At 72.4% G+C, this 24,019-nt stretch carries 18 protein-coding genes and 2 pseudogenes; 6 read left to right on the forward strand and 14 right to left on the reverse strand.

Translation table 11 applies throughout. From position 1 onward, the window contains the following. Window positions 1–223: 223 nt before the first annotated feature. Complete coding sequence (locus HDC93_RS00480) at window positions 224–673, forward strand: hypothetical protein (protein ID WP_185006054.1); 450 nt, start codon at window positions 224–226, stop codon at window positions 671–673. A gap of 66 nt (window positions 674–739) precedes the next feature. Here the strand turns inward: HDC93_RS00480 and HDC93_RS00485 are convergent, their stop codons facing one another. From HDC93_RS00485 to HDC93_RS00510, 6 genes and pseudogenes are all read right to left on the reverse strand, one after another. Beyond that, window positions 740–2,242, reverse strand: a complete 1,503-nt coding sequence (locus tag HDC93_RS00485) for an SDR family NAD(P)-dependent oxidoreductase (protein ID WP_185006056.1) — start codon at window positions 2,240–2,242, stop codon at window positions 740–742. 104 nt (window positions 2,243–2,346) lie between these two features. Then, window positions 2,347–3,690, reverse strand: a complete 1,344-nt coding sequence (locus HDC93_RS00490) for a wax ester/triacylglycerol synthase family O-acyltransferase (RefSeq protein WP_185006058.1) — start codon at window positions 3,688–3,690, stop codon at window positions 2,347–2,349. 144 nt (window positions 3,691–3,834) lie between these two features. After that, window positions 3,835–4,584 (reverse strand): annotated as a pseudogene (locus HDC93_RS00495) (hypothetical protein); the annotation flags it as partial. A gap of 152 nt (window positions 4,585–4,736) precedes the next feature. Continuing rightward, the gene (gene glgC / locus HDC93_RS00500; protein WP_185006060.1) at window positions 4,737–5,957 is read right to left on the reverse strand and encodes a glucose-1-phosphate adenylyltransferase; all 1,221 of its coding nucleotides are present in this window, start codon (window positions 5,955–5,957) and stop codon (window positions 4,737–4,739) included. A gap of 51 nt (window positions 5,958–6,008) precedes the next feature. Continuing rightward, on the reverse strand, window positions 6,009–7,160 hold the full coding sequence (gene glgA / locus HDC93_RS00505; RefSeq protein WP_185006062.1) for a glycogen synthase: 1,152 nt from the start codon (window positions 7,158–7,160) through the stop codon (window positions 6,009–6,011). A gap of 39 nt (window positions 7,161–7,199) precedes the next feature. Then, window positions 7,200–7,937, reverse strand: coding sequence for a (2Fe-2S)-binding protein (locus HDC93_RS00510; protein WP_185006064.1), 738 nt, complete (start codon window positions 7,935–7,937; stop codon window positions 7,200–7,202). 228 nt (window positions 7,938–8,165) lie between these two features. Between HDC93_RS00510 and HDC93_RS00515 the strand changes: the two genes are divergently transcribed. Beyond that, window positions 8,166–9,596: a DMT family transporter gene (locus HDC93_RS00515; RefSeq protein WP_185006066.1), complete on the forward strand. Its 1,431-nt coding sequence runs from the start codon at window positions 8,166–8,168 to the stop codon at window positions 9,594–9,596. Here HDC93_RS00515 and HDC93_RS00520 read toward each other — a convergent pair. Then, window positions 9,586–10,851 (reverse strand): transglycosylase family protein, encoded by a 1,266-nt coding sequence (locus tag HDC93_RS00520; RefSeq protein WP_185006068.1) that lies wholly within the window; start codon window positions 10,849–10,851, stop codon window positions 9,586–9,588. The genes HDC93_RS00515 and HDC93_RS00520 overlap by 11 nt on opposite strands. A 350-nt stretch (window positions 10,852–11,201) precedes the next feature. Here HDC93_RS00520 and gndA point away from each other — a divergent pair, with 350 nt between their 5' ends. After that, window positions 11,202–12,641: an NADP-dependent phosphogluconate dehydrogenase gene (gene gndA / locus HDC93_RS00525; protein ID WP_185006070.1), complete on the forward strand. Its 1,440-nt coding sequence runs from the start codon at window positions 11,202–11,204 to the stop codon at window positions 12,639–12,641. A gap of 536 nt (window positions 12,642–13,177) precedes the next feature. Here gndA and HDC93_RS00530 read toward each other — a convergent pair. Both HDC93_RS00530 and panD read right to left on the reverse strand, forming a co-directional pair. Continuing rightward, a complete protein-coding gene (locus HDC93_RS00530; protein ID WP_185006072.1) occupies window positions 13,178–13,522 on the reverse strand; it encodes a GNAT family N-acetyltransferase in 345 nt (114 codons plus the stop codon). A 28-nt stretch (window positions 13,523–13,550) separates the two neighbouring features. Further along, complete coding sequence (gene panD, locus HDC93_RS00535; RefSeq protein WP_185006074.1) at window positions 13,551–13,970, reverse strand: aspartate 1-decarboxylase; 420 nt, start codon at window positions 13,968–13,970, stop codon at window positions 13,551–13,553. Window positions 13,971–14,360: 390 nt separating this feature from the next. On the opposite strand from panD, the gene HDC93_RS37970 reads away from it, so the two are divergent. After that, complete coding sequence (locus HDC93_RS37970; protein WP_260419338.1) at window positions 14,361–14,483, forward strand: hypothetical protein; 123 nt, start codon at window positions 14,361–14,363, stop codon at window positions 14,481–14,483. A 240-nt stretch (window positions 14,484–14,723) separates the two neighbouring features. Here the strand turns inward: HDC93_RS37970 and HDC93_RS00540 are convergent. Together HDC93_RS00540 and HDC93_RS00545 are read right to left on the reverse strand one after the other, a co-directional pair. After that, window positions 14,724–15,382: pseudogene (locus HDC93_RS00540) on the reverse strand (nucleotidyl transferase AbiEii/AbiGii toxin family protein). Then, the gene (locus HDC93_RS00545; RefSeq protein ID WP_185006076.1) at window positions 15,379–15,744 is read right to left on the reverse strand and encodes a hypothetical protein; all 366 of its coding nucleotides are present in this window, start codon (window positions 15,742–15,744) and stop codon (window positions 15,379–15,381) included. The pseudogene HDC93_RS00540 and the gene HDC93_RS00545 overlap by 4 nt, the downstream one beginning before the upstream one ends. A gap of 419 nt (window positions 15,745–16,163) precedes the next feature. On the opposite strand from HDC93_RS00545, the gene HDC93_RS00550 reads away from it, so the two are divergent. Both HDC93_RS00550 and HDC93_RS39550 read left to right on the forward strand, forming a co-directional pair. Beyond that, window positions 16,164–18,620 (forward strand): SpoIIE family protein phosphatase, encoded by a 2,457-nt coding sequence (locus HDC93_RS00550; RefSeq protein ID WP_185006078.1) that lies wholly within the window; start codon window positions 16,164–16,166, stop codon window positions 18,618–18,620. A 376-nt stretch (window positions 18,621–18,996) separates the two neighbouring features. Continuing rightward, the gene (locus HDC93_RS39550; RefSeq protein WP_398983294.1) at window positions 18,997–19,269 is read left to right on the forward strand and encodes a transcriptional repressor; all 273 of its coding nucleotides are present in this window, start codon (window positions 18,997–18,999) and stop codon (window positions 19,267–19,269) included. Window positions 19,270–19,362: 93 nt separating this feature from the next. Here HDC93_RS39550 and HDC93_RS00560 read toward each other — a convergent pair whose 3' ends face one another. From HDC93_RS00560 to HDC93_RS00570, 3 genes are read right to left on the reverse strand one after another with little or no spacing between them, the layout of a single operon-like run. Beyond that, window positions 19,363–21,126, reverse strand: coding sequence for an ABC transporter ATP-binding protein (locus HDC93_RS00560; protein WP_185006082.1), 1,764 nt, complete (start codon window positions 21,124–21,126; stop codon window positions 19,363–19,365). Continuing rightward, a complete protein-coding gene (locus HDC93_RS00565) occupies window positions 21,123–22,862 on the reverse strand; it encodes an ABC transporter ATP-binding protein/permease (protein WP_185006084.1) in 1,740 nt (579 codons plus the stop codon). Before HDC93_RS00565 ends, HDC93_RS00560 begins: the two co-directional genes overlap by 4 nt. Then, window positions 22,859–24,010 (reverse strand): SagB/ThcOx family dehydrogenase, encoded by a 1,152-nt coding sequence (locus tag HDC93_RS00570; RefSeq protein WP_185006086.1) that lies wholly within the window; start codon window positions 24,008–24,010, stop codon window positions 22,859–22,861. The genes HDC93_RS00565 and HDC93_RS00570 overlap by 4 nt, the downstream gene beginning before the upstream one ends. Window positions 24,011–24,019 lie beyond the last annotated feature (9 nt).

Raw genomic sequence — 24,019 nt, forward strand, 5'->3', positions numbered from 1 at the left:
ATGGGGCTGAAAACAGCCGGTAACAATCACGCGTCATCTGCCGTTCAACTCGTGTTTGCGTACGGGTTTGTAGACATAGGACCGTTTTGCGAATCACTCGAACGGCGTACGTCGGGGGCAGCGCTTTCCAGACGGTTGCGCAGTTCAAGCGGCGTTGGCCGCGTCGCAAGCTCGCCATGCTCTGCTGCCGTACGCAACGGCTGTCTCGCGGGAGGACTGACGCATGGAGCCGCGCAGCGTCGAGGAGCTGATGGATCTGCTGTACGCCTGCCGGGGCACCCGGGACGTCCCGGTCCGCGCCCGCCCGCCGGTCGACCCGCACGACCACGCGCTGCGGACCGCGGCGCTGCTGCGCCGCAGCCGGCCGGCGGACAAGGAACTCCAAGTCGCGGGCCTGGTGCAGCCCGTCGGCGGGCTTCTGTGGCCCGGCGATCACGCCGGGCGCGCTGACCAGGCGGCCGACGCGGTGCGCGCCCTGCTCGGCGAGCGGGTCTCCCGCCTGGTACGCCACTGCCCCCGCCGTGACGCCCCGGCCGACGACAATCTCCTCACCCTGCGCCAGGCGACCGAGGAGGGCCGCACGGCGGGTTTCGACGCCGGGGTCCTGGAGGACTGGCGCACGGTCCTGGAACTGCTGGCGGCACGCAACTCCCGCCTCAAAGCGGTGGACTGACGGGCCGCCACCACTTGAGACACCCCGGGGTACGACCGGCTCAAGGGCGCGGGGAGCCGGCCACGGCTACCACTTGCCCGGCGCGTAGTCCTTCATGAAGACGCCGTACAGGTCCTCGCCCGCCTCGCCCCGCACGATCGGGTCGTAGACCCGGGCCGCACCGTCGACCAGGTCGAGCGGGGCGTGGAACCCGGCCTCGGCGAGCCGCAGCTTGTCGTAGTGCGGCCGCTCGTCCGTGATCCAGCCCGTGTCCACCGAGGTCATCAGGATGCCGTCGGTCTGGAACATCTCCTGCGCGCTGGTCCGCGTCACCATGTTCATCGCGGCCTTGGCGGCGTTGGTGTTCGGGTGTCCCGCGCCCTTGTACCCGCGCCCGAAGACGCCCTCCATCGCGGACACGTTCACGACGTACGCGCGGCCGCTCTCCGCCTTCTTCGCGGCCTCGGCCATGGCCGGCCGCAGCTTGCTGATCAGGATGAACGGCGCCGTGTAGTTGCACAGCTGCGTCTCCAGCAGCTCCACGGGCGAGATCTGCTCGATCGTCTGCACCCAGGTGTTGGAGTCGACCACGTCGGGCACGAGGCCGCCCGCGTCGATCGCCGTGCCGTCCAGGTGCCGTTCGACGCTGGCGTTGCCCGCGACGAGGGCGAGGTCGGCGACCTTCTGGGCGTCGAGGCCGCTGGTGCCGAGGGGCAGCGCCGCGATGCCGTCCACCGCGCCGGAGTTGAAGGCCCCGATGACGTGGTGGGCGGGCAGCTCGCCGGCGGGCAGCGGGGCGCTCTCGCCCTCGACCAGTGCGGCGTATGCGGAGGGCAGGCGCCGCACGGTCTGGGTCGCGTTGTTGACGAGGATGTCGAGCGGTCCCGCCTCGGCGACCTGGTCGGCGAGGGCCACGGCCTGGGCGGGGTCGCGCAGGTCGATGCCGACGACCTCCAGGCGGTGCATCCAGTCCGCGGAGTCGTCCATGGCCTTGAAGCGGCGGATGGCGTCCTTGGGGAAGCGGGTGGTGATCGTGGTGTGCGCGCCGTCGCGGAGCAGCCGGAGCGCGATGTACATGCCGATCTTGGCCCGGCCGCCGGTGAGCAGGGCGCGCTTGCCGGTGAGGTCGGCGCGGACGTCGCGCTTCTCGCGGTTCACGCGGGCGCAGTCCGGACAGAGCTGGTGGTAGAAGTAGTCGACTTCCACGTACCGGGACTTGCAGGTGTAGCAGGAGCGCGGGCGCTGGAGTATCCCCGCGATCCTGCCCTCCTCGGTGTTCGACGACGGCAGCAGACCCTCGGTCTCGTCGTCGATGCGCTGGGCGGAGCCGGTCGCCGTGGCCTCCGTGACCGCCTTGTCGTGGGCGGTCTTGGCGGCCCGGCGCTCCTGGCGGCGGCGCTGCTTGACCGTGCGGTAGATGCCCGCGGTGGCCCGGCGCACGGCGATGGCGTCCGGGTGGTCGACGTCCAGCTTGTCGAGTTCCTCGAGCACGCCGAGGCAGACGGCCAGGCGCTCCGGGTCGATGCCGGGTCCGTACGAGAGCCCGCCGGTCTCGTCCATGGCCTGCGGGCCGTCCTCTGTCACCGTCATCGCCGCTGTCGTTCCCTGCTCTGCCCTCGCGGCGCGCCGGTCGCGCCCGCATTCGAAGGGCGAATTCTACGGAGCGTCGGGCCGCACCGCCAAAGTTGCCTTGATCACGACCGGCAGGCCTTGATCAGCGTCGCCGCCTCCTGGGAGACGGCCGCGGCGAACAGGTCGAGGTCGGGGACCGCCTCGCCGTCGGCGACGAGACCGTAGTGGACGCTCCCCCGGTACGTCGAGACCGCGACGGCCAGGGAGTGGCCGGGGGCCAGCGGGGCGAAGGGGAAGACGGCGGTGAGCGGGTGTCCGCCGAGCTTCAGGCCCAGGCTGGGCAGCGGCACGCTGGTCACCAGGAGGTCGAACCAGAGCCGGGCCGCCTGGCCGACCAGAGGGCCGCCGAGCCGGTGGGCGAAGGCGGGGACGTGGTCGGCGAGCAGGGCGACGGCGCCCGCGCCCCGGTTGGGGCCGGCGTCCTTGTTGCGGTCCATCGCGTCCCGGACCGAGGCCAGTCGGGCCAGCGGGTCCGGGTCGTCCACCGGAAGCCGCATCAAGTACCCGGAGAGCCGGTTGCCCTGCGGGTACGCGGTGCGCGGGCGACGCTTGGAGACGGGGATCAGGGCGCGGGGCGCGACGCCCTCGCTGCCGTCGCCGCGCTCGTCGAGCCAGCGGCGCAGGGCGCCCGCGACGACCGCGATGAGGACGTCGTTGACGGTGCCGCCGACGGTCTTGCGGACGCGGTGCACATCGTCGAGGTCGAGCACCACTCCGGCGGTGCGGCGGGTGCCGCTCGGCTCGCACGTGAGCGCGGGGGTGGAGCGCACGTCGAGGGAGGAGCGGGCGACGGAGGCGCCGATGTCCAGGGCGCGGCTCATGTCGGACAGGGCGCCGCGCATCAGCCCGGGCAGGTCCCGCACGTCCGGCACCAGAGGGCGGGGGGCCTCGGCGGGGCGGGGCCGGGGGGCGGGCATGTCCATCGGGTCCATGACGCCGGCGGCGAGGGTCAGCGCCCGCAGCCCGTCGGCCAGGGCGTGGTGGAACTTGAACAGGACGGCGAAGCAGACACCGTCCTCGCCGGGCAGGACGTGGGCCTCCCAGGGCGGCCGGTCGCGCTCCAGGGGGCGTTCCATGAGACGGCCCGCCACCGTGTGGAAGTCGGCGGTCGGCGCGTGCAGCCGCACATGGTTCAGGGAGTCGAAGTCCGGGTCCGCCTCGCGGGCGGCACCGCCGAAGGCGAGCGGGCGGCGCAGGGCCGAGGGCAGCGGCTGCCACACGTCGCGGATGCGCATCCGCAGTCCGGGGACACCGGCGGCCCGGGCCGCGAGCAGGTCCGCCGCGTGGGCGCCCGCGGCGGGCGAGTGGGCCGAGAAGATCCCGAGCGCGCCGAGGTGCATCGGGTGTTCGGCGGACTCGATGTTCCAGAACGCCAGGTCGAGAGGAGCGAGCAGATCAGCAGTCAAGGCCTTGCCTCGCGTCGACGACGGGTGGGTCAGCAGTCAACCGCCCCCAGCCGATTACGGTCAAGTACGATCACGCTACGTACAGTTAACAGCAGATTAAGTCCCGCCCCGGCGAAAGGGGCGGGACTTATGGTGCATGTGGGGTCAGTTCAGCACAGGTTGCGCCGCCGGGCACCCCGTGGGAGTCACCCGGGAGGCGGCACGGATCAACGCCTCGTGCGCCGCCCTCAGCTTCGCCGTGTCGGGTTTCAGCACCGCGCGGTCATAGGTGAGGAAGCCGTTGAGCTCACCCTCGACGTCCGCGATCTGGGTGTACACGGCCCCGCTGCTCCCCTTGCCGTGCTCGTCGATCATCTCCTTCATCTCGCGCTCGTAGCGGGCGCGGGAGGCGGCACTCGGGTTCACCCCGGCCGTCATCGCGGGCATGTCCTGCCACACCAGCAGCCCGAGCCGGTCGGCCCAGTAGAACCAGCGGTCCGGCTCGACCTTGATGTGCTTGCGGACGGAGTTGAAGCCGAGCCGCTTGTGCGCCTTCAGGTCGTAGGCGAGGGCCTCGTCGGTGGGCGCGGTGTGCAGGCCGTCCGGCCGGAATCCCTGGTCGACGGTGGCCATCATGAAGACCGGCGTGCCGTTGAGGACCGTGCGCGGCACGCCGTCGATCTCCTTGACGGCGATCGAGCGCATCCCGAATTGGCTGCCGACCCGGTCAGCGCCGGCCTTCACCTCCAGGCGGTAGAGGAAGGGGTCGTCGGGTGACCACAGGTGCGGGTCGTGGAGGGTCAGGGTCAGCGGCCGGCCGGTACGGCCGCTCGCCGTGGCCACCTTGCGCCGACCGTCGTACGCCGTCGCCGTGATCGGTACGCCGTCCCGGACACCGCGGGCCTCCACGGTCAGCGAGCGCGCAGAGCACTGACGCGAGGCGGTTTCTGAGGCGTCGGGGACGCACGGAACCTCCATGCCGACGTTGGCATGCACAGGAGGTTGCATGCCACCATGGATTCCGCTCTTCGTCCATAGGCAGGACAAAGTCCCGGGGCCGCCCCGCGTCAGGTGACCAACTGCCCCTTCCCGAGGGCGATGACCCCGGCCTTGGAGACCGTGTACAGCTCCGCGTCCCGCTCCGGGTTGACGCCGATGGTCGCGCCCGGCGGCACCTCGACGTTCTTGTCGAGAACGGCGCCGCGCACCACCGCTCCCCGGCCGATGTGCACGTTGTCGTGCAGCACCGAACCCTGCACCACGGCCCCCGGGTCGACGAGCACACCCGGCGACAGCACGGACCGCGTGACCTGTCCGCGCACCAGGCAGCCGGCGCTGATGATCGACTCGCTGGCGATGCCGCCGGCGTTGAAGCGGGCCGGCGAGAGCTGGTACGAGTGCGTGTAGATGGGCCAGCTGCGGTTGTACAGGTTGAAGGCGGGGCGCTCGGCGATCAGGTCCATGTGGGCCTCGTAGTAGGCGTCCAGCGTGCCGACGTCCCGCCAGTAGCCCTGGTCGCGGGTGGTCTCGCCAGGCACGTGGTTGGCGCTGAAGTCGTACAGCGCGGCCTCACCCCGGTCGGTGAGCTGGGGCAGGATCGAGCCGCCCATGTCGTGCACGGAGGACTCGTCCTCCGCGTCCCGCTTCAGCGCCTCGATGAGGGCCTTGGTGGTGAAGATGTAGTTGCCCATCGAGGCGAAGACGGAGTTGGGATCGTCCGCCAGCCCGGGCGGGGCCGAGGGCTTCTCCAGGAAGCGCTCCACCGTCTGGCCGTCCGAGCCCGGCGTGATCACCCCGAAGGACGAGGACTGGGTGCGCTGCACCCTGATCCCGGCGACCGTCACGCCCGCGCCGCTCTCGATGTGCTGGTCGAGCATCTGGCGCGGGTCCATGCGGTAGACGTGGTCGGCGCCGAAGACGGCGACGTACTCGGGGCGCTCGTCGTAGATCAGGTTCAGCGACTGCAGGATCGCGTCGGCGCTGCCCAGGTACCAGTGCGGGCCGAGGCGCTGCTGGGCGGGCACGGGCGTCACGTAGTTGCCCAGCAGGTTGGACATCCGCCAGGTGGTCGTGATGTGCCGGTCCAGCGAGTGCGACTTGTACTGCGTCAGGACGCAGATGCGCAGGACACCGGCGTTGACGAGGTTGGACAGGACGAAGTCCACCAGGCGGTACGTACCGCCGAAGGTCACCGCCGGTTTGGCCCGGTCGGCGGTCAGGGGCATCAGCCGTTTGCCCTCGCCGCCCGCCAGCACGATCCCCAGGACCGAAGGACCACCACCACGCATGGCCGCTCCCCTCACGCCGATTTCCCGATGCCTGCCCCTGAGCAGTACCCACTAAGCCTGTTTGACGATCTCCTCGTAGAGCCGGACCGTGCGGCGGGCCACCGCGTCCCAGCCGAACTCGCCGACCACGCGCTCCCGCCCGGCCTCGCCCATCCGCCCGGCGGCCTCCGGATCACCCAGAACCGCGTCCATGGCCCGGGCGAGACCCGCCTCGAAATCGTCGCCGGGCGGGACCAGCAGCCCGGTGGCGCCGTCGTCCACGACCTCGGGGATGCCGCCGACCGCCGAGGCCACCACGGGAGTGCCGCAGGCCATCGCCTCCAGGTTCACGATGCCGAGCGGCTCGTACACCGAGGGGCAGACGAACAGGGCCGCGTGGGTGAGGAGCTGGATCACCTCCGGGCGGGGCAGCATCTTCGGTATCCAGAACACGCCGTCGCGGACCGCGCTCAGCTCCCCGAACAGCTCGCGGAACTCCTGGTCGATCTCCGGCGTGTCCGGGGCGCCCGCGCACAGCACGACCTGCGCGGCCGGGTTGATGTCCCGCACCGCGCGCAGCAGGTGGGGCACGCCCTTCTGCCGGGTGATGCGCCCGACGAACAGCACGAACGGGCGGGAGCGGTCGAGCCCGATCCGCTCCAGGGCGTCCGTGCCGTGGTCGGGCCGGTAGAGGGAGGTGTCGATGCCGTTGTGCACGACGTGGACCCGCTCGGGGTCCAGCGCCGGGTAGCAGCCGAGGATGTCCTCGCGCATGGCTCCGGAGACGGCGACCACCGCGTCGGCGGCCTCGATCGCGGTGCGTTCGGCCCAGCTGGACAGTCCGTAGCCGCCGCCGAGCTGCTCGGCCTTCCAGGGGCGCAGCGGCTCCAGGGAGTGCGCGGTCATCACGTGCGGGATGCCGTACAGCATCTTGGCGAGATGGCCGCCGAGGTTGGCGTACCAGGTGTGGGAGTGGACCAGCTCGCGGCCCTCCAGGGCGGCGGCCATGGCGAGGTCGACGGCGAAGGTGCGCAGCGCGTCGTTGGCGCCGTCGAGCGCGGACCAGGGGCGGTGGCGCAGCACGCCGTCGGCGCGGCCCTCGCCCCAGCAGTGCACGTCCAGGTCGACGAGCGGTCTGAGCTCGCGGGCGAGGAACTCCACATGGACGCCTGCACCGCCGTAGACATCCGGCGGGTACTCCCGGGTCAGCAGTGCCACTCGCACCCGCAACTCCCTGCTCTCAGCGGCCGTTCCCTTTCATGGTCACCCAGAAGCGGCGCGCGGGGAAGAGCGGGGCGGCCGTGTGAAGCAACAGTCGCCGCAGACGCCCCCGCCGGGCACCCGGTAGTACAGGCAGCAGCTGCGGCGCCGGAAGGCGGTGCCGTCGAGGGTCCCGGCGCCGGTGAGCAGGGGGTGGGCGAGGACTTCCGCGGCCAGGGAGCGGGCCCGGGCGGCGGCGTCCGGACGGCCGTGCCGCCGGGCCCAGCGGCCCAGTTCCCGAGCGGCGCCGGCCAGCGCGGAGGCGGCGTTGCCCCGCAGCAGGCCCGGGGCGAGGCCGTGATGGGCGCGCAGAGCCGCCGCCAACGGGACGAGGTGGCCGTGCAGGACGACGTCCGCGAGGGCCGCAGCGTCCCCCGGGAGGGGGCGTACGTCCGTGAGCCACAGGTCGTCGGGGGCGCTGCCGTCGGCGTCCCAGCGCAGCAGCCGGGCGTCGAGGTCGGGGACGCCGCCGTAGAGCGCGGCGCAGCCGAGGGCGATCGACCAGAGCCGGGCCGCGAGTCCCTGGTGGGTGACGGACGCGGCGACGCGCGATTCCGGGACCCGCAGGGCTGTAGCGATTTTTCGCACACGAAAAATCAGAGGATTTACCGATACATCCGGTGCTACCGGGGCGTAGGCCTGTGCGAGAGTGGGAAGAGACCCGGCCGATGCTCCTTCCGTGCGCAGCACGAAGAAGCCGGCGAGCGGGCGGAGCGCGGCAAGGTCGGGGTCGAGGTCCATGAAGAGCAGTAGTACCAAGGCCCCTGCGGGATGCGACCCGGTGGCCCCCGACCGGACTCGCCCACCCTGGGGATGATGGGGGTCCCCTCGTACTCCATCGGCAGTAGGACCCAATGAGTGCTCAGGGACGACGACGGGAAGACCTGGACACGGCAGGGTGTTGGTCATGAAAGCCCACCTTTCGCCGCGCCGGGCCGAGCGCCCCCGCCTGACGCAGAGGATCAGCCGATGAGCGCCCTCGCGTTGTCCGTCCTGCTCTCCCTCGTCTCCGCGTTCGCCTACGCGGGCGGGGCGATCGTGCAGGAGCGGGTGGCGGAGTCCTCGCCGGGCGAGCAGTACGCGCCGCTGCGGCGGCCGGGCTGGTGGGCGGCGGTCGGGCTGAACGGCCTCGGCGGAGTGCTGCACGTGGTGGCGCTGGCCTACGGGCCGCTGAGCCTGGTCCAGCCGCTCGGCGCGCTGACCATCGTGGTGGCCCTGCCGATGGCGGCGCTGTTCGTCGGCCGCAAGGCCGGTGCCACGGCCTGGCGGGGCGCGATCATGGCGACGGTCGGGCTCGCCGGTCTGCTGTCCCTGGTCGCCGCGTCGGACGCACAGTCCCTGAACACGGCGGAGCGGGCGGCCGTCGCCGTCGTCACGGCCGGTGTGGTCGTGGCGCTGATGATCGCCGCCCGGGCCGCGCACCGGCACCCGGCGGTCCGCAGCATGCTGCTGGCGACCGCCTCCGGTATCGCGTTCGGCATGTCCTCGGTGTTCACCAAGACCGTCGCGGTCGACTGGACGGGCGGTGTGTCGGCGGCGGACGTGCCGTCCCTCGCCGTGATCGGCGCCCTCGCCACGGCCGGCATGCTGTTGTCACAGGCCTCCTACCGGGGCGCCGGCCTCGCGGCCCCGCTGGCGACGCTGACGGTCGTGAACCCGGTGGTGGCGGCCGCGGTCGGCATCACGATGTTCGGAGAAACCTTCCGCTACGGAACGACGGGCACGGCGCTCGCGCTGAGCTGCGGCGTGGTGGCCGCGGGCGGCCTGATCCTGCTGACGACGGAGCGGCTCACGCACGGGCAGCCCGCGGACACGGAGGGTCTGCCGGCGGCGGGGCATGCACCGAAGGCCGTGGGCGCCGGTTCCGCGGAGATGCCCGCAGCCCCCGAGGGCGTGGACGGCCGGACCGAGCCCGTGACTGCCGGAGCCGAGGCCGTGCCCGCCGCGGGGCGCCTGCCCGTGCAGGACGTGCTCGCGGCGGGGCCGAGGGCGGGGACGGTGTCGGCGGTGCTCGTGCCGGGGCCGGGGACGCCTGCGGCTGTGCTCGTGCCGGGGCCGGGGCCGAGGGCGCCTGCGGCTGTGCTCGTGCCGGGGCCGGGGCCGAGGACGCCTGCGGCTGTGCTCGTGCCGGGGTCGGAGGCCGCCGGGCTGCGGGGCGAGCAGGAGACGCCGGCGGAGGTGCCGGACGCCGCGGACGCGGTGCTCGTGCCCGGGCCGGATGCCGTTGCCGCGGCGGCAGCGGTGGTGGCTTCCGTGGCGGACGCCTCGTACGAGAGCGGGGAGCCGTCGGTGGCGGCGGCCTCCGACGACGAACGCCCGCTCTCCTACGTGCCCTTCTACGGCATCCCGTACGTCCCGCTGCCCACGGTCGACCGGCACCGCATGCGTGTCAGATCCTGACGCCGCCGGCCCGGAGGTACGCCACCGGGTCGACGTCCGAACCGAAACCGGGCCCCGTCCGCACCTCGAAGTGCAGATGAGGGCCCGAGCTGTTTCCGGTGGAGCCCGAGCGGCCGATGCGCTGGCCGGCGCTCACCGACTGCCCGTCCCGCACGGAGATCGCCGACAGGTGGGCGTACTGGCTGTAGCGGCCGTCGGCGTGCCGGACCACGACCTGGTAGCCGAACGAGCCGCCCCATCCCGCGCTGACGACGCTGCCCGCCGCGACCGACTTGACCGACGTGCCGGTGGGCACGGGGAAGTCGATGCCGGTGTGGTAGCCCTTCGACCAGGAGGAGCCCGCCTTGCGGTAGGGCGTCCCGAGTGAGGCGCCGACGGGGGCCACGAGGCCCTGCCGGGTGGCCGTGGACCGGCCTGCGCGCTCCTTGCCCTCGCCCTTCGGCCGCTCCTTGGAGCGCTCCTTCGGCCGCTCCTTGGCGCGGTCCTGGACCGGCTTCTTCGTCGACGGCTTCGCCGACGGCGCCGGCCGGTGCGCCGGCCTCGTCTTCGTGGCGCCCTCGCCGCGCAGGGCGAGACGCTGGCCGGGCACGATCAGATCGGGGTCGGACCCTATGGCCGACCGATTGGCCGCGTACAGGCCCCGCCAGCCGCCCCGGACGTCCTGGTCGTCCGCGATGCCGGAGAGGGTGTCGCCGTGGACCACGGTGTACATCTCCGCGTTGCCCGCCCGGGACTGCGGCGTCGACTGCGGCCGTACGTCCTCGATCGAGGTCTTCTTCTTCGTGTTCTGCTGCGTGTCCTTCTGCTTCGTGTGCTTCTGCTGCGTGTCCTTATGCTGCATGCGCTCGGCGGCCGGCCGGATGTCGGGCTCGCCGCCGCCCCGGGTCAGTCCGGCCCGTACCGAGCAGACCGGCCAGGCGCCCGGGCCCTGTCCGTCGAGGACCTTCTCCGCGACGGCGATCTGCTGGTCCTTGCTCGCCAGGTCCGCGCGGGCCGCGTAGGCCCGGCCGCCGTAGGCCTCCCAGGTGGACTGGGTGAACTGCAGTCCGCCGTAGAAGCCGTTGCCGGAGTTGATGCTCCAGTTGTTGGTGGACTCGCAGGCGGCGACCTTGTTCCAGGTGTCCATGTCCGCCGCCTGGGCGGCGCCGGTGCCCATGAACGGCAGTGCCATGCCCGCGCCGCCCGCCGTGACGGTGAGTGAGGCGCGGTTGATCCTGTTCGGCTGATACCGGCGGTGCCGGCCGCGTACGGCCATCGAAAGCCCCCCTAGACATGCGTCTGGAGGGGCAAAAGTAAGCGCTGCGAACCGGCCAGAACAAGACGGCTTTTCGCCGCCCGGGAGCCCAAATGGCCGGTATGAGGCCCCTGTTGCGCGGCCTGCGCCACGGTGGTGCACCGTGGACGGCACACGGTGCGCCGGTGCGCCGTGCGCGGGGACGCGTACGGCGGCTGAGTGCGACGGGGCTCTCGTCCGTATCAGCCTGCGCCACGCCGTGCGACCCGGGCGTGCGGACGAAGTAGCGGCACGTAAGGATGGTCGCCGGGGATGCCCGAGGGCACCACCCGCCGGCAGCACCGATACCGAGGTCTTTAGGAGCGAACCGTATGAGCAGTACAGCGCAGATCGGCGTCACGGGTCTCGCGGTCATGGGCCGCAATCTCGCCCGCAACTTCGCCCGCAACGGCTACACGGTCGCGGTGCACAACCGTACGCCCGCGCGCATGCACGCCCTGGTGGAGGAGTTCGGCGGCGAGGGGGAGTTCGTCGCGTGCGAGAGCGCGAAGGACTTCGTGGCGGCGCTGGAGCGGCCGCGGCGCCTGGTCGTGATGGTGAAGGCCGGTGAGCCGACGGACGCGGTGATCCAGGAGTTCGCGCCGCTGCTGGAGCCCGGCGACATGATCATCGACGGTGGCAACGCGCACTTCACGGACACCCGGCGCCGGGAGCGGGACCTGCGCGAGCAGGGCATCCACTTCGTCGGCATGGGCGTCTCCGGCGGCGAGGAGGGCGCGCTGAACGGCCCGAGCATCATGCCGGGCGGCCCGAAGGAGTCCTACGACTCGCTGGGCCCGATGCTGGAGAAGATCTCGGCGAAGGCCGCGGACGGCTCGCCGTGCGTGTCCCACGTCGGTCCGGACGGTGCCGGGCACTTCGTGAAGATGGTGCACAACGGCATCGAGTACGCGGACATGCAGCTGATCGGTGAGGCGTACCAGCTGCTGCGGGACGTCGCCGGGTACTCCCCCGCCGAGATCGCGGAGATCTTCCGGACCTGGAACCGGGGCCGTCTCGACTCGTACCTGATCGAGATCACGGCCGAGGTGCTGTCGCACGTGGACGCGGAGACGGACAAGCCGTTCGTCGACGTGGTGGTCGACCAGGCCGAGCAGAAGGGCACCGGCCGCTGGACCGTGCAGATCGCGCTGGACCTGGGCGTGCCGGTGTCCGGCATCGCCGAGGCGGTGTTCGCGCGCTCCCTGTCGGGCCACGCGGCCCTGCGGGACGCCTCGCGCGGGCTGGCCGGCCCCAAGGCGCAGCCGCTGAGCGAGGCGGAGGCCCGGGCGTTCGCCGACCGGGTCGAGCAGGCCCTGTACGCGTCGAAGATCGTGTCGTACACGCAGGGCTTCCACGAGATCGACGCCGCCCGTGGTGAGTACGGCTGGGACATCGACCTCGGCGCGGTGTCCGCGCTGTGGCGGGGCGGCTGCATCATCCGCGCGGCGTTCCTGGACCGGATCCGCGCCGCGTACGACGCCCGGCCCGACCTGCCGAGCCTGCTGTCGGACGCGACGTTCGCGCAGGAGATCGCGGACGCCCAGGACGACTGGCGCGAGGTGCTGGTCGCCGCGACCCGCCAGGGCGTGCCGACGCCCGGCTTCGCCGCGGCCCTCGCCTACTACGACGCCCTGCGCGCGGAGCGGCTGCCGGCGGCGCTGACGCAGGGCCAGCGGGACTACTTCGGTGCGCACACGTACCGCAGGGTCGACCGTGACGGCTCGTTCCACACGCTGTGGGGCGGGGACCGGTCGGAGACCTCCGCGTAGGCGCTGATCGCTCGGGGAATTGAGCGGGGCGGTGGACGGCACGGCATGCCGTCCACCGCCCCGCTCGCGTACGGGTCGGGATCGGGGATCAGGACAGGGGCGGTCCGGGCTCCGGGCTCGGGACGGGCTCCGGTCCCGGGGGGATCGGCGACGGGTCGGGGCCCGGAACGGGGCCGGGGGCCGGGGGTGCCGGTGGAGTGGGCGCCGGTGGGGGCGGGGTCGGCTCCGGGCCCGGCGGGGGCTGTGGGTTCGGCACCGGGTCCGGGTGCGGCTCCGGGCGCTGGGGATCCGGGCCCGGGGTCGGCGCCGGCGGCACGGGGTCGGGAATCGGGTTCGTCATCAGGTCCTCCAGCCAGTGGGACGACTCCGGCTCTGGACTACTCCCCCGCCTACCCGGCCCCCGCCTCGGCAGTCACTCCCCGGCGGGACCGGGAGGGGACCAGGTGGGGGTAGGGGGCCGGGGTGATGCGCGTGGCGGGGGTGGGCCGGTTCAGAAGCGGCCGGTGGGCCCTTTCAGAAGCGGCCGGTGGGCCCGTTCAGAAGCGGCCGGGGTGGGCCCTCAGCCAGCCCTTCGCCGCCGCCAGCAGGTCCTGGCCGGCCGGCGAGGCCTCGTCGGGGTGGCGTTCGATCCACCGGGTGACGTAGGGGCAGAGCGAGGCGACCGCGCTGTGCTCGCGGCCGGCGAGGGCGAAGAGCTCGCGCGCGAGCGAACCGGCGATGCCCTTGCCCTCGTGGGCCGGCTCGACGATCGTGTGGACGGGCACGAGCGCCCGCTCGGGGCTTTCGAGCACGAAGTACTCGATGCCGCCGACGACTTCACCGCCGGACACGGCCTCCAGCCGGCCCGCCGCCCGGTCGTCACGGATCTCCGGGTCGCTCATCGACACGCTCCTGTCCCCTCTGCGTCGGTCAGGCTCGGACGGCCTGCGGGCTGCGCTGCTGGTCCGAACCGGGCACCGGCTCGGACGGGTCCGCGCCCAGGGCCACGACCCGGTTGTCGCGGTCCACGTGCACGACCCGGGGGGTGAGTGCCCGCGCCTCGGCATCCGTCACCTGGGCGTAGCTGATGATGATCACCAGGTCGCCGGGGTGGACGAGATGGGCGGCGGCCCCGTTGATCCCGATCACGCCGGATCCGCGCTCACCCTCGATGACGTATGTCTCCAGCCGGACGCCGTTGGTGATGTCGACGATGTGCACGAGCTCGCCGGGCAGCAGATCGGCGGCGTCGAGCAGGTCCGCGTCGATGGTCACGGATCCCACGTAGTGCAGGTCGGCCTGGGTGACGGTGGCTCGGTGGATCTTGGACTTGAACAGAGTACGCAGCACTTTGGACTCCTGGAGGACGGCTCCCTGCCGGCTTTCTGCAGGTCAAGGGCGGTATCACTCTACAACTGGCACGCGCCTGACTCGAAGATTGTGAGGAACATCGCTTCACTCCGGTAAGCAGGCTCCTGCCTGGGCTTCAACGCGAACACGGCTGTTGTGGCTCGTCGAAGGTGCACCTACTCGAACGCTCTTCGCGGAACTTGCCAGGATCGATGCTGACGAAACGCCGGATTTACCTGACGGCATATCAGGAGATTTGGGGGTGCCATCGGGTCACTGCTCAAGGGGCCGCGCCCTTCGTTCCTCGACGAGCCGCGCCGCCCGGACGAGACGGACTTCTGCACCGCCGGTACAGAGGACCGCTACCCGGATGCGTTCGAGCTGCTACCCATGACCGGCCGCTCCGCCCGCCTCACGGAGCGGCCGCCCTCCCGTACCAAGACCCTCGGCCTCGGCCACGATACGAACACCAACGCCCTCCAGGAGAAGACTGCCTTCAACCTCCTCACCTGAGAGGGGTCGTGGCAGCGAACCGCGCGACGTCGTGCCCGCCTGTACGCCGGGACAGCACCGGTCCAAAGCCGATGCTGTCAGCGCTGGTAGTCGATGGATCCAGCCGGAAGCCTTCCGACCAATTCTTCGAGCTGGCTGTTACCGAGTTCCACCGTCGGGATCCGGACTGGGCCTGGGAGTGGGAGCGGGATGCAGTGTTTGACCGTTACCGCACCCAGGTTTCGCCGTGATGACCGCCTCTCAGGCGTTCTCGTCATGGATCCGCGCACCCAGATCCTCCGCCCACTCCAGCGCCCACGCCTTGAGTTCTTCGATCTGCCGGGAGGTGAGCCCGTATGCGGTGTAGTCCTCATCCTCGTACCAGTCAGCGCCGATCAGCCGGTCCCGGAGGTCTTCGAGGCTGAACTCGTCGTGGGCGCGACGGCGGCCCAGGGATTCGAGGTCGGCGAGGGAGCGGTGGCGGGAGGCAGCCTGGACGTCGATGAGGTCGCGGACGGTACCGCGGTCGGCGAGGGCACGGACCTTGGTGCCGATCACGTCGTCGAGGGAAAGAACCGGGCCGTAGGGAGTCTGGGCAAGCTGAGCCCAGAACGCCTCCTTGAGGACGTCGACCTCGCACTCCTCGCCGGTGTCCGGATCGGTGACGAGAAACCGGCCGCTGAGCGGATCGGTCTGGACGTGCGTGGCCGCCATCCGCGCGCGCTGAGGCCGGCTGTGAGGGAGGCGACGATCTCCTCCATCGGAGCGGGGTTCTCGGTGGCGACGTCGAGGTCACGGCTGAAGCGTTCGACCAGGCCGTGGGCCTGCACGGCGTATCCGCCGGTGAGGACCAGAGGGTAGGGGGAGCCGAGGTCGAGGATGTCGGCGAGGAGACGCTCGTGGAGCGGAGTGAGCTTCACGCGGCGGTCGTGCCGGCCGGAGCGGTGCAAAGCAGCAGCTCGGGGAAGGCGTCCTCCCAGACCTCGCGGATGTAGGGACTGATCAAGCGCCGCAGCACGGGCCACTGCTCGGCGAGCAGCCGGTGGTGCACGAGAGTCATCAGGTCCTCGCGCAGTCCTTCGGCGAGGACGGTCCGGTAGAGCGTCATGCGGGACTTCGGACGGTCCAGGCTGTAGCTCGTCCGCCCGGACCAGACGATGTGGAGCGGCAGGTCCACGTCACCCTCGACGGGGCCGGCCAGCTCCTGCAAGCGCTCGGGCAGTCGGCTGCGATAGCGGTCCCGCAGCACCTCGGCGCGGGGCGCGGTGGTCGTCGTGTCCATGCATCCAGTATCACTGCTGGGAGGCGGCGGCATGGCGGACACGGGGGTCACCTGTCGTACGTACTTCGGGTGCCCGCCCTTCCCTCGGACATCTCACCCAGTGGGCGCTTAGCACATCATCGCCTCCCCGTACAGGCCCCCAGGTGGCGCGGCAACCGGCTGCCCTGCAGACCCGGGACCCGTCCCGCCCGCGGGCGCGGGTGATCATGACGCACCCACTCGGAAAGCGCTTGCGCTCGGAAGGTGACCCCAGGCGCGAGAGAATGTCTCGACCCCTGCAGCGACCTGCACACGGTCTGCCCGAGCATCCCCCAGCTTGGGAGGAGCGTTCCCCGCGTTTTCGAAGGGGCTGACCCCGCGCCCGGAGCATGCGCATCAGGGCCCGGGCGGGAACATACTGGCGTGTAGAGGTGAGAGCCATGGCGCCTGTGCGAGACGGATTCGATGTGCCTCCGCCCGTAGGACCGCACGACCTCCTCGATGCGTCCGCCGACGCGGTAGCGCTGGTGTCCGCAGCCGGCAAGGTGATCGGCTGGACGCGGGGGGCCGAAGCACTCCTCGGCTACTCCAGTGCGCAGGTGGTCGGGCGTCCCGCCTCAGAGCTGCTGGCGATGCCCGGGGACCCGGTACGCGTCGCCCGTATCGCGGAACGATGCCGCGCGGGAATGGGCTGGAGCGGCCGGGTCGCCGTCTGGCGCGACGGTGCTCCCGTCGAGGTCAGCCTGCGCGTGTCCGGGTCCTTCCACATCGGCGAGGACGAGTGTTTTCTGATCTCGGCACGACCGGAGCGGCAGCAGTGGACCATGGGCGAGTCCGTCCTCGACGGCTTTCTGACCCGCTCTCCGGTCGGCATGGCGGTGATGGATCTGGAGATGCGCTACGTCTGGGTCAACGACACCCTGGAGCGTTTCGGCGGTGTGCCACGTGAACAACGGCTGGGGCGCCGGCTGCGCGACCTGCTGCCGGGCCTGCAGGGGGAGACCCTCGAGGGCGTGATGCGCAAGGTGCTCACGACCGGCGTGCCGGTCACCGACTACGAGTACCTGGGATGGAGCTGGGCGGACCCGCACCGTCAGCACGCCTACTCCACCTCGTTCTTCCCGCTGGTGGATGCCAACGACTCCGTCACCGGGCTGTGCTACATGGTCATGGACGTCACCGAGCGCTGGAACGCCCGCCGACTGCTGTCGCTGGTCAGCGAGGCCGGGACCAGCATCGGCAGGACGCTGGACGTGATGCGCACGGCGCAGGAACTCGCCGACTTCGCTGTTCCGCGCTTCGCCGACTTCGTCATCGTCGACCTGCTCGAGCCGGTCCTGAGCGGCGAGGGCCAGGGGACCTGGTTGCCCGACCCCGGGCCGGCGCCGGCCCGGCCGGTGATGCGCCGGGCCGGAATGAGCTCCGTACGACCGGGCTGCCCGGAGGCCGTCGCGCGGACAGGAGACAAGGTCGACTTCGTTCCCCCGCCGCACGACGCGAACCTGCTCGTCAACGGCGAACCGATCTTCATACCCGCGCTCGACCCGAGCGATCCCCTGTGGATCACCGAGCAGCCGGCCAGGACGGCCAGCATCCGCGAGTTCGGTCTGCATTCCCTCATCTCGGTGCCGATGCGGGCGCGCAACACCGTCCTCGGTCTCGCCACTTTCGCCCGGTCGGTGAACCCCACCTCGTTCCAGCAAGACGACGTGCTGCTGGCCCGGGAGCTGGTGGCGCGGGCGGCGCTGTGCGTCGACAACGCCCGCCGCTACACCAGGGAACACACCGCGGCGGTCACGCTGCAGCGCAGCCTGCTCCCCCACGCCCTGACCGGTGGAACAGCACTGGAGGTGGCCTCCCAGTATCTGCCGGCGGACGCGTCGGGCGGGGTCGGCGGCGACTGGTTCGATGTGATCCCGCTGTCCGGTGCCCGTGTGGGTCTGGTCGTCGGTGACGTGGTCGGCCACGGCATCACCGCGGCGGCGACCATGGGCCGGCTGCGCACCGCCGTGCAGACCCTCGCCGACATGGACCTGTCCCCCGATGAGCTGCTGGCTCACCTCGACGACCTGGTGCTCCGGCTGAGCGAGGAATCGACCTCCGACCCCGCCGACCAGACCGCCACCGCCTTCCTCGGAGCGACCTGCCTGTACGCCGTCTACGACCCGGTGACACAGCGGTGCACGCTGGCCCGGGCCGGCCATCCACCGCCGGTCGTCGTCACCCCGGACGGGCAGTTCTCCTTCCCGGAGCTTCCCGCCGGTCCTCCGCTCGGACTGGGCAGCATGGCCTTCGAGGCCACCGAGATCGAACTCCCCGAGTACAGCATCTTCGGCCTCTACACCGACGGCCTGGTCGAGGGGACCGACCGCGACATCGAGGGCGGCATGTCCCGTCTCGGGCATCTGCTGTGCTCGACCGGCCCCGACCTGGAAACGCTGTGCGCGAACGCGGTGCGCCGGCTCGTTCCCGCGCCGCAGCCCGACGACGTCGCCCTGCTGCTCGCCCGCGCCCACGCCCTGGGCCCCGATCAGGTCGCCTCCTGGGACGTGCCGCTGGACCCGGCCGCCGTCGGTGACGTCCGCGCAGCCGCGACACGTCAGGTCGAGACCTGGAGCTGCCGGGAACTGGCCATGACGACGGAGCTCATCGTCAGCGAACTCGTCACCAATGCGATCCGCTACGCCTCGGGTCCCGTACGCCTGCGACTGCTCCGTGACGCTCGCCTGACCTGTGAGGTCGCCGACGGCAGCAGTACGGCTCCTCGCATGAGGCACGCCCGCAGCATGGACGAGGGCGGCCGCGGCCTCTTCCTCGTCGCCCAGCTCTCCCATCGCTGGGGTGCCCGGTACACGCCCGGAGGGAAGATCATTTGGGCCGAGCAGGAGCTCCCATGACGCACCGTCCTCATGCGGACCATGGGCGCTGGAGTGCGGGCAGAACCGGAGCGGCCACGTCCCCAACCTCACAGGGCAGTACACCTGGACCGCCTCGAAGGCAGCGGTGAGCAACCGCCTGCACAACGGGGCCCGGCAGTCGCGGGAGCGCCGATTCCGGGTCAACGTTCTCAGCCCGGGACCCACGGCACCACCGACTCCACGGAATCCGGCGGTCCCGGACGCCCAGGGCACTCCTTGAATCCGTTATGGAAATGATTACCATGTGCGTCACTTCGGAAGGTCAGACAGCACGGCCGTCCCGAGACGCAGTCAACTGATCCCCGCTTCGCGGGAGGTGGACGTTCTGGGCGACGCAATGCCGGCATCGTCATCGGTGCCGTGGCGCCGAACGCGGCAGCGTAAGGCTGTACTGAGCGCACTCCACGACTGCGCCTACTTCACCTCCGCGCGGGAACTGCACGAGGCGCTCGAGGCCGACGGCATCCCCATCGGCCTGACCACGGTCTACCGGGCCCTTCACGCCCTGGACCGCTGCGGACAGGTCGACGTCGTACGGGAGAAGTCCCCGGGGTCTGCGGTGGGACGGTACGCCGCATACAGCGCGGCGGCCCAGCGCACCGTGCTGCCCTCGTTGCGCAGCCCGTAGCCGTGACCAGCCAGGTCAGCGGCGGGCGCGCATACCGAGCAGTAGACCGCCGCTGAGCCTCACCGCACCGGAAACCGGGCCGGCGTCACGTGCTCAGGAGGGGGCGGTGAGGATGCGGTTGAGCGCGCTGCGGTGGCGGCCGGTGAGTTCCTCCCAGGTTCCCTCTTCCGTGATGCGGCCGCTCTCCAGGACGGCGATGCGGTCGGCGCGGCGGATGGTGGCGGGGCGGTGGGCGATGACGATGGTCGTACGGCCCTCCCGCCGCAGGGCGCCGGCGAGTTGGGCGTCGCCGGTGTTGTCCAGGTGTGCGGTGGACTCGTCGAGGATCAGCACTCTAGGGCTGACCAGCAGCGCCCGGGCGAGGGCGATGCGGGCCCGCTGGCCTCCCGAGAGCGTGGCACCGCGCTCGCCGACCAGCGTGTCCAGCGGGGCGATCCGGTCGACGCCGCACAGCCGTGCCGCTTCGGCCAGCGCCCGGTCGTCGGCCTCGGGTGCGGCGAGCCGCAGGTTCTCGGCGAGGGTGCCGTGGAAGAGCGGTGTCTCCTGTCCGACGAGAACGACCGCGCGCCGCAGTTCGGCGTCGTTCACCTCCCGGACGTCCACGGGGTCACCGTGGGCGGGCAGGAGCTGGACCGCTCCCTCGGACGGGTCCCAGAAGCGGGCCAGCAGGTGGGCGCAGGTGGACTTGCCGGCACCCGAGGAGCCGACCAGGGCGAGCGTCTGTCCCGGGCGAACGGTCAGCTCGACGCCGTCCAGCACGGGCGCGCCGCCGTAGTCGAACCGCACCCGGTGCAGCCGGACACCCAGCGGTGCCGGTGCCGGTGGCAGGGCGCGGGGCGTGGTGGGGGGTGGGGCGAGGGCGGGGGCATTGACGGCCGCGTCGACCCGGGAGGCGGCGGCTCGCAGGGCCACGGCCTGGCTCAGGGCCCGGGCCGACTCCGCGACCGGCCCGAGGACGGACAGGGCCAGGGTCATCGCCGCCGGGGCCCAGGCGCCGTGCAGCCGTCCGGCGGTCACGGACTGCGCGGCCGCTGCGACCACGCCGAGGACGGCGGCCACGATGAGCAGGTCGCGGACGGCGGCGGCGACGGCCTCCCAGGTGGCTTCGGCGCGCTGGGCGTCGCCCACCTGCCGTCCCCGCTCCGCCAAAGCACGGCGGCGTCCGCCCAGGGCGCCGAAGGCGAGCAGTTCGCGCAGCCCGTCGACGGTCTCCACCGTGTCGGCCGACAGCGCGGCCACGGCCGTACGGGTGCGGCCGCCGCGCGCCGCGCGGGCGCGGGCGTCGGCGAAGGGCGCCACGGCGAGCAGAGCCGCGACCGGCAGGACGGCCACGAGCAGCCACGGTTCCACCGTGGCGAGAACCACGGAGCCGCCGGTGAAGACCGTTCCTGCGGCGAGCAGTTGGGCGGTGGTGTGGGCGTAGAAGAACTCCAGGGCCTCCACGTCGGCCATGGCGGTGGCGGCGAGGTCGCCGCTGCGGCGGCCCGCGACCCGGGCGGGCGCGCTGCGGGCCAGTCCGTCGAAGACGCGCACCCGCAGGACGGCCAGCACGCGATAGGCCAGGTCGTGGGAGAGATCCATCTCCCGCCAGGTCATCAGGGCGCGCGTCACGACGAGGGCGACGAGCGCGGCGACGGTGCCGGCCGAGGGGCCGTGCCCGTCGATCACGGCGGTCCCCACGGTGTGCGCGGCCAAGGTCAGCAGCACGACGAGGGAACCCTGTTCGAGCACGGCGGCGGCACAGGTGCGCGCCGTCATGGCGCGGTGCGCGGCGAGGGCGGGCAGCAGGGCGCGCAGTGCGCCTCGCGCGGGGACGTCCGCTCCGGCGGGGGTGGTCGTGGCGGTGGCGGTGCTCATGCGGCGAGTTCCCCCCGGTGGGCGCGGCCGGCCTCGACGAGCCTCGTGTAGACGCCGCCGGCCTCGATCAGGCCGGTGTGGTCGCCGACGGCGTCCACCCGTCCCGCATCGAGGACGACGATGTGATCGGCGTGCCGGACGGCGGCCAGCCGGTGTGCGACCACCAGCACCGTCCTGCCGCTCGCCGCGTGCAGCAACTCCCGGACGATGTCCGCCTCGCGGCGCTCGTCGACCGCGCTCGTGGCCTCGTCGAGGACCAGCACCGGGGCGTCCGCCAGCAGGGCCCGCGCGAGGGCGAGCCTCTGGCGCTGACCGCCCGAGAGGGTGGCACCGCGTTCCCCGAGAACGGTGGCGTAGCCGTCCGGGAGGGCGGTGATCTCGTCGTGGATTCCTGCGGCGCGCGCCGCCCGGGCCAGGTCGTCGTCCGTGGCGCCGGGGCGGGCCATGCGCAGGTTGTCGGCGATGCCGGCGTGGAAGAGGTACGTCTCCTGCGAGACCACGGCGATGTGCTGCCGCAGCGAGTCGAGCGTGTACTCGGTCGTGGGACGGCCGTCGAGGGTGATCCGTCCTTCCTGCGGGTCGTGGTGGCGCAGGAGCAGCGCCAGCAGCGTGGACTTGCCCGCGCCGGACGGCCCGACGATCGCGGTCGTCCGGCCCGCCCGCGCGGTGAAGGAGACGCCGTCCAAGGCGGGTGCGGGGGCACCGTCGTAGCTGAACCGGACGTCGTCGAAGCGCAGTTCGGGCGGCGTCTGCCTGGGCACGGATGCCGTTCCGGTGTCGGGAACAGCCGGTTCTGCCGTGCGCAGGGCCCGGAGCCCGTCCGCCGCCGACACGCCCAGGTATCCGGCGTGCCATTCACGGGCGAGGTCACGCACCGGCCGGAAGCACTCGGAGGCCAGCAGCAGCACCAGATAGGTGCCGGTCGCCGTGGTGGAACCGGTGACGGCAGACCAGCACGCCAGCAGGGCCGCGGCGGCGGTGCCGCCCTGGATGGCCAGGTCGGTGATGCCGGTGTCGACCAGGGAGACCCGCAGTTTCGCGACGGTCGCCCGGTGCAACGCCGCCGACCGCTCCTCCAGACGGGCCCGGGTGCGGCCGACCGCGCCCGCGGCGCGCAGGGCCGGCATGCCCTGGAGCGCCTCCAGGTAGTCGGCGCCCAGCCCCTCGTACGTGTCCCAATGCTCCTTGCCGCGGGCTGCGAGGAGCCGGTCCCAGGCACGTGGCCCGGCCAGCGCCAGGGCCAGGGCGGGGACAAGGCCGAGGAGGGCCCACGGTTCGACCGCGGCCAGACCGGCCAGCACCAGGGACGGCACCGTGAAGGTGACCAGGAGCTGGGGCAGGTAGCGGGAGACGTAGGCGTCGACGCCCTCCACCCCGTCGACGAGGGTGGTGCGGACCGCTCCGGCCCGCGCGGTGGTCAGGTGAGCGGGACCCAACCGTCCCAGGTGGGCCAGGAGTTCGTCCCGCAGGGCCACCCTGACCCGGGCCCCGGCGCGGGTGGCGGTGCGCCGCTGCCACACGGCGAGCCCGGCGCGGGCGGCGACGACAGCGAGCACCGCTGCCAGCAGCCAGGGAAGCCGGCCGGTGTCGCCGCGGGCCAGGCCGGCGAGCGCGAGGGCCAGGAGTGCGGCCTGTGCCAGGTGGGTGAGGGTGACGGCGCCCTGCAACAGGGTGGCCGCGAGCAGGGGGCGCCGTGCGGGCCGGGCGGCGCGGCGCAGCTCGGGGTGGACGATCACGGGGTGTTCTCCTCGTCGGCGTGACGGGTGCCGAGGGCCAGTGCGTGGACGACCCAGTCGCGGTCCGGCTCGGCTCCGAGGGCGGCGCCGAGGTCGGCCTGCTGCCAGGAGCCGACCGGCCGGGCGGCCAGGCCGTGGCGGCGGGCGGTGACATGGGCCAGGTGGACGGCGTAGCCGGCCCGCAGGTGGGCGCGGCGGATGTGCGGGGTGTCGGCGTCGGCGGGGCAGCCGATGGCGAGCAGCACGGCGCCCGCGTCCGCGATCCATGCCTGGCCCGCGGCCCAGACCGCGAGTGTCGGACGGGCCTCACCGGCCGCGTACCGCCGCAGGCTCGTACCGTCGGAGGCCAGTTCCATGAGACCGGGCCAGGGTGGGCCGACGGCGACGCACCAGCGCAGGTCGTCGGTGCCCGCCCGTTCGGCGGTGGCGAGGACCGCTGCCAGCGCGTCCCGGGAGGGGGCTCCCCGCAGGGGCGGTGGGGCACTGCGGCGTGCCAGTAGTTCCGCGTGCGTGGGAGGGCCTCCCGCCGGCTCCCCGGTACGGGCGTCGTCAGCCGGACGCACCGGGCTCCGCCCGCCGCGCAGGGGGATGTGCACGACGGCCAAGGGCTTCTCGGTGAGTCCGTCCAGTCGTACCCCGGGCTCGCCGGCGCCGAGTGAGCAAGCCGCCAGGAACAGCGCGGCGGCCGCGTGCCCGGTGTCGAGCAGCAGCAAGGGCCAGGCCCGGTGCCCGTAATGGGACACCGTGCGCCGAGCCGTGACGGACAGTTCGGCGGTCACACCGGGGGGCGTGCCGTTGGGAGGCGGGCCGAGGGGGTGGACGCGGTGGCGCAGCGGGTCGTAGCCGTAGCGTCCGGGCGGCAGGGAGCAGCCGGCGCCCGCCAGGAGTTCGGTGTCCACCGGATGCAGGGCACCGGCGGACGGTGCCGGCCGCAACCGTCCGGAGTGGTCGGAGGCGGCCAGGGACAGCATCAGCAGGGTGCACAGGTCGAGGTCGGCCGGGCCTGCCGCCGGGATCGGGCGCGGCGCGTCCGGCCACGCCCGGACGGCTGTTCCGGCGGGCGTGTCGGGGCCGGGCCGCTCCATGGAGCGGGCGAGGGCGAGGGCGGCGACGAGGTCCGGCGGACGGTCCTCACGGGCGTGTTCCACGGGAGGCCC

This window comes from Streptomyces sp. AK010, assembly GCF_014207295.1.
In the GTDB taxonomy this organism is placed as follows: Bacteria; Actinomycetota; Actinomycetes; order Streptomycetales; family Streptomycetaceae; genus Streptomyces; species Streptomyces massasporeus.

Bases quoted from the DNA above. Each gene is read 5' to 3' on its own strand.
- HDC93_RS00480 (WP_185006054.1), top strand. From the start codon at position 224: ATGGAGCCGCGCAGCGTCGAGGAGCTGATGGATCTGCTGTACGCCTGC.
- HDC93_RS00485 (WP_185006056.1), bottom strand. From the start codon at position 2,242: ATGACGGTGACAGAGGACGGCCCGCAGGCCATGGACGAGACCGGCGGG.
- glgC (WP_185006060.1), bottom strand. From the start codon at position 5,957: ATGCGTGGTGGTGGTCCTTCGGTCCTGGGGATCGTGCTGGCGGGCGGC.
- HDC93_RS00510 (WP_185006064.1), bottom strand. From the start codon at position 7,937: ATGGACCTCGACCCCGACCTTGCCGCGCTCCGCCCGCTCGCCGGCTTC.
- HDC93_RS00515 (WP_185006066.1), top strand. From the start codon at position 8,166: ATGAGCGCCCTCGCGTTGTCCGTCCTGCTCTCCCTCGTCTCCGCGTTC.
- HDC93_RS00520 (WP_185006068.1), bottom strand. From the start codon at position 10,851: ATGGCCGTACGCGGCCGGCACCGCCGGTATCAGCCGAACAGGATCAAC.
- gndA (WP_185006070.1), top strand. From the start codon at position 11,202: ATGAGCAGTACAGCGCAGATCGGCGTCACGGGTCTCGCGGTCATGGGC.
- HDC93_RS00530 (WP_185006072.1), bottom strand. From the start codon at position 13,522: ATGAGCGACCCGGAGATCCGTGACGACCGGGCGGCGGGCCGGCTGGAG.
- HDC93_RS37970 (WP_260419338.1), top strand. From the start codon at position 14,361: ATGACCGGCCGCTCCGCCCGCCTCACGGAGCGGCCGCCCTCCCGTACC.
- HDC93_RS00545 (WP_185006076.1), bottom strand. From the start codon at position 15,744: ATGGACACGACGACCACCGCGCCCCGCGCCGAGGTGCTGCGGGACCGC.
- HDC93_RS00550 (WP_185006078.1), top strand. From the start codon at position 16,164: ATGGCGCCTGTGCGAGACGGATTCGATGTGCCTCCGCCCGTAGGACCG.
- HDC93_RS00560 (WP_185006082.1), bottom strand. From the start codon at position 21,126: ATGAGCACCGCCACCGCCACGACCACCCCCGCCGGAGCGGACGTCCCC.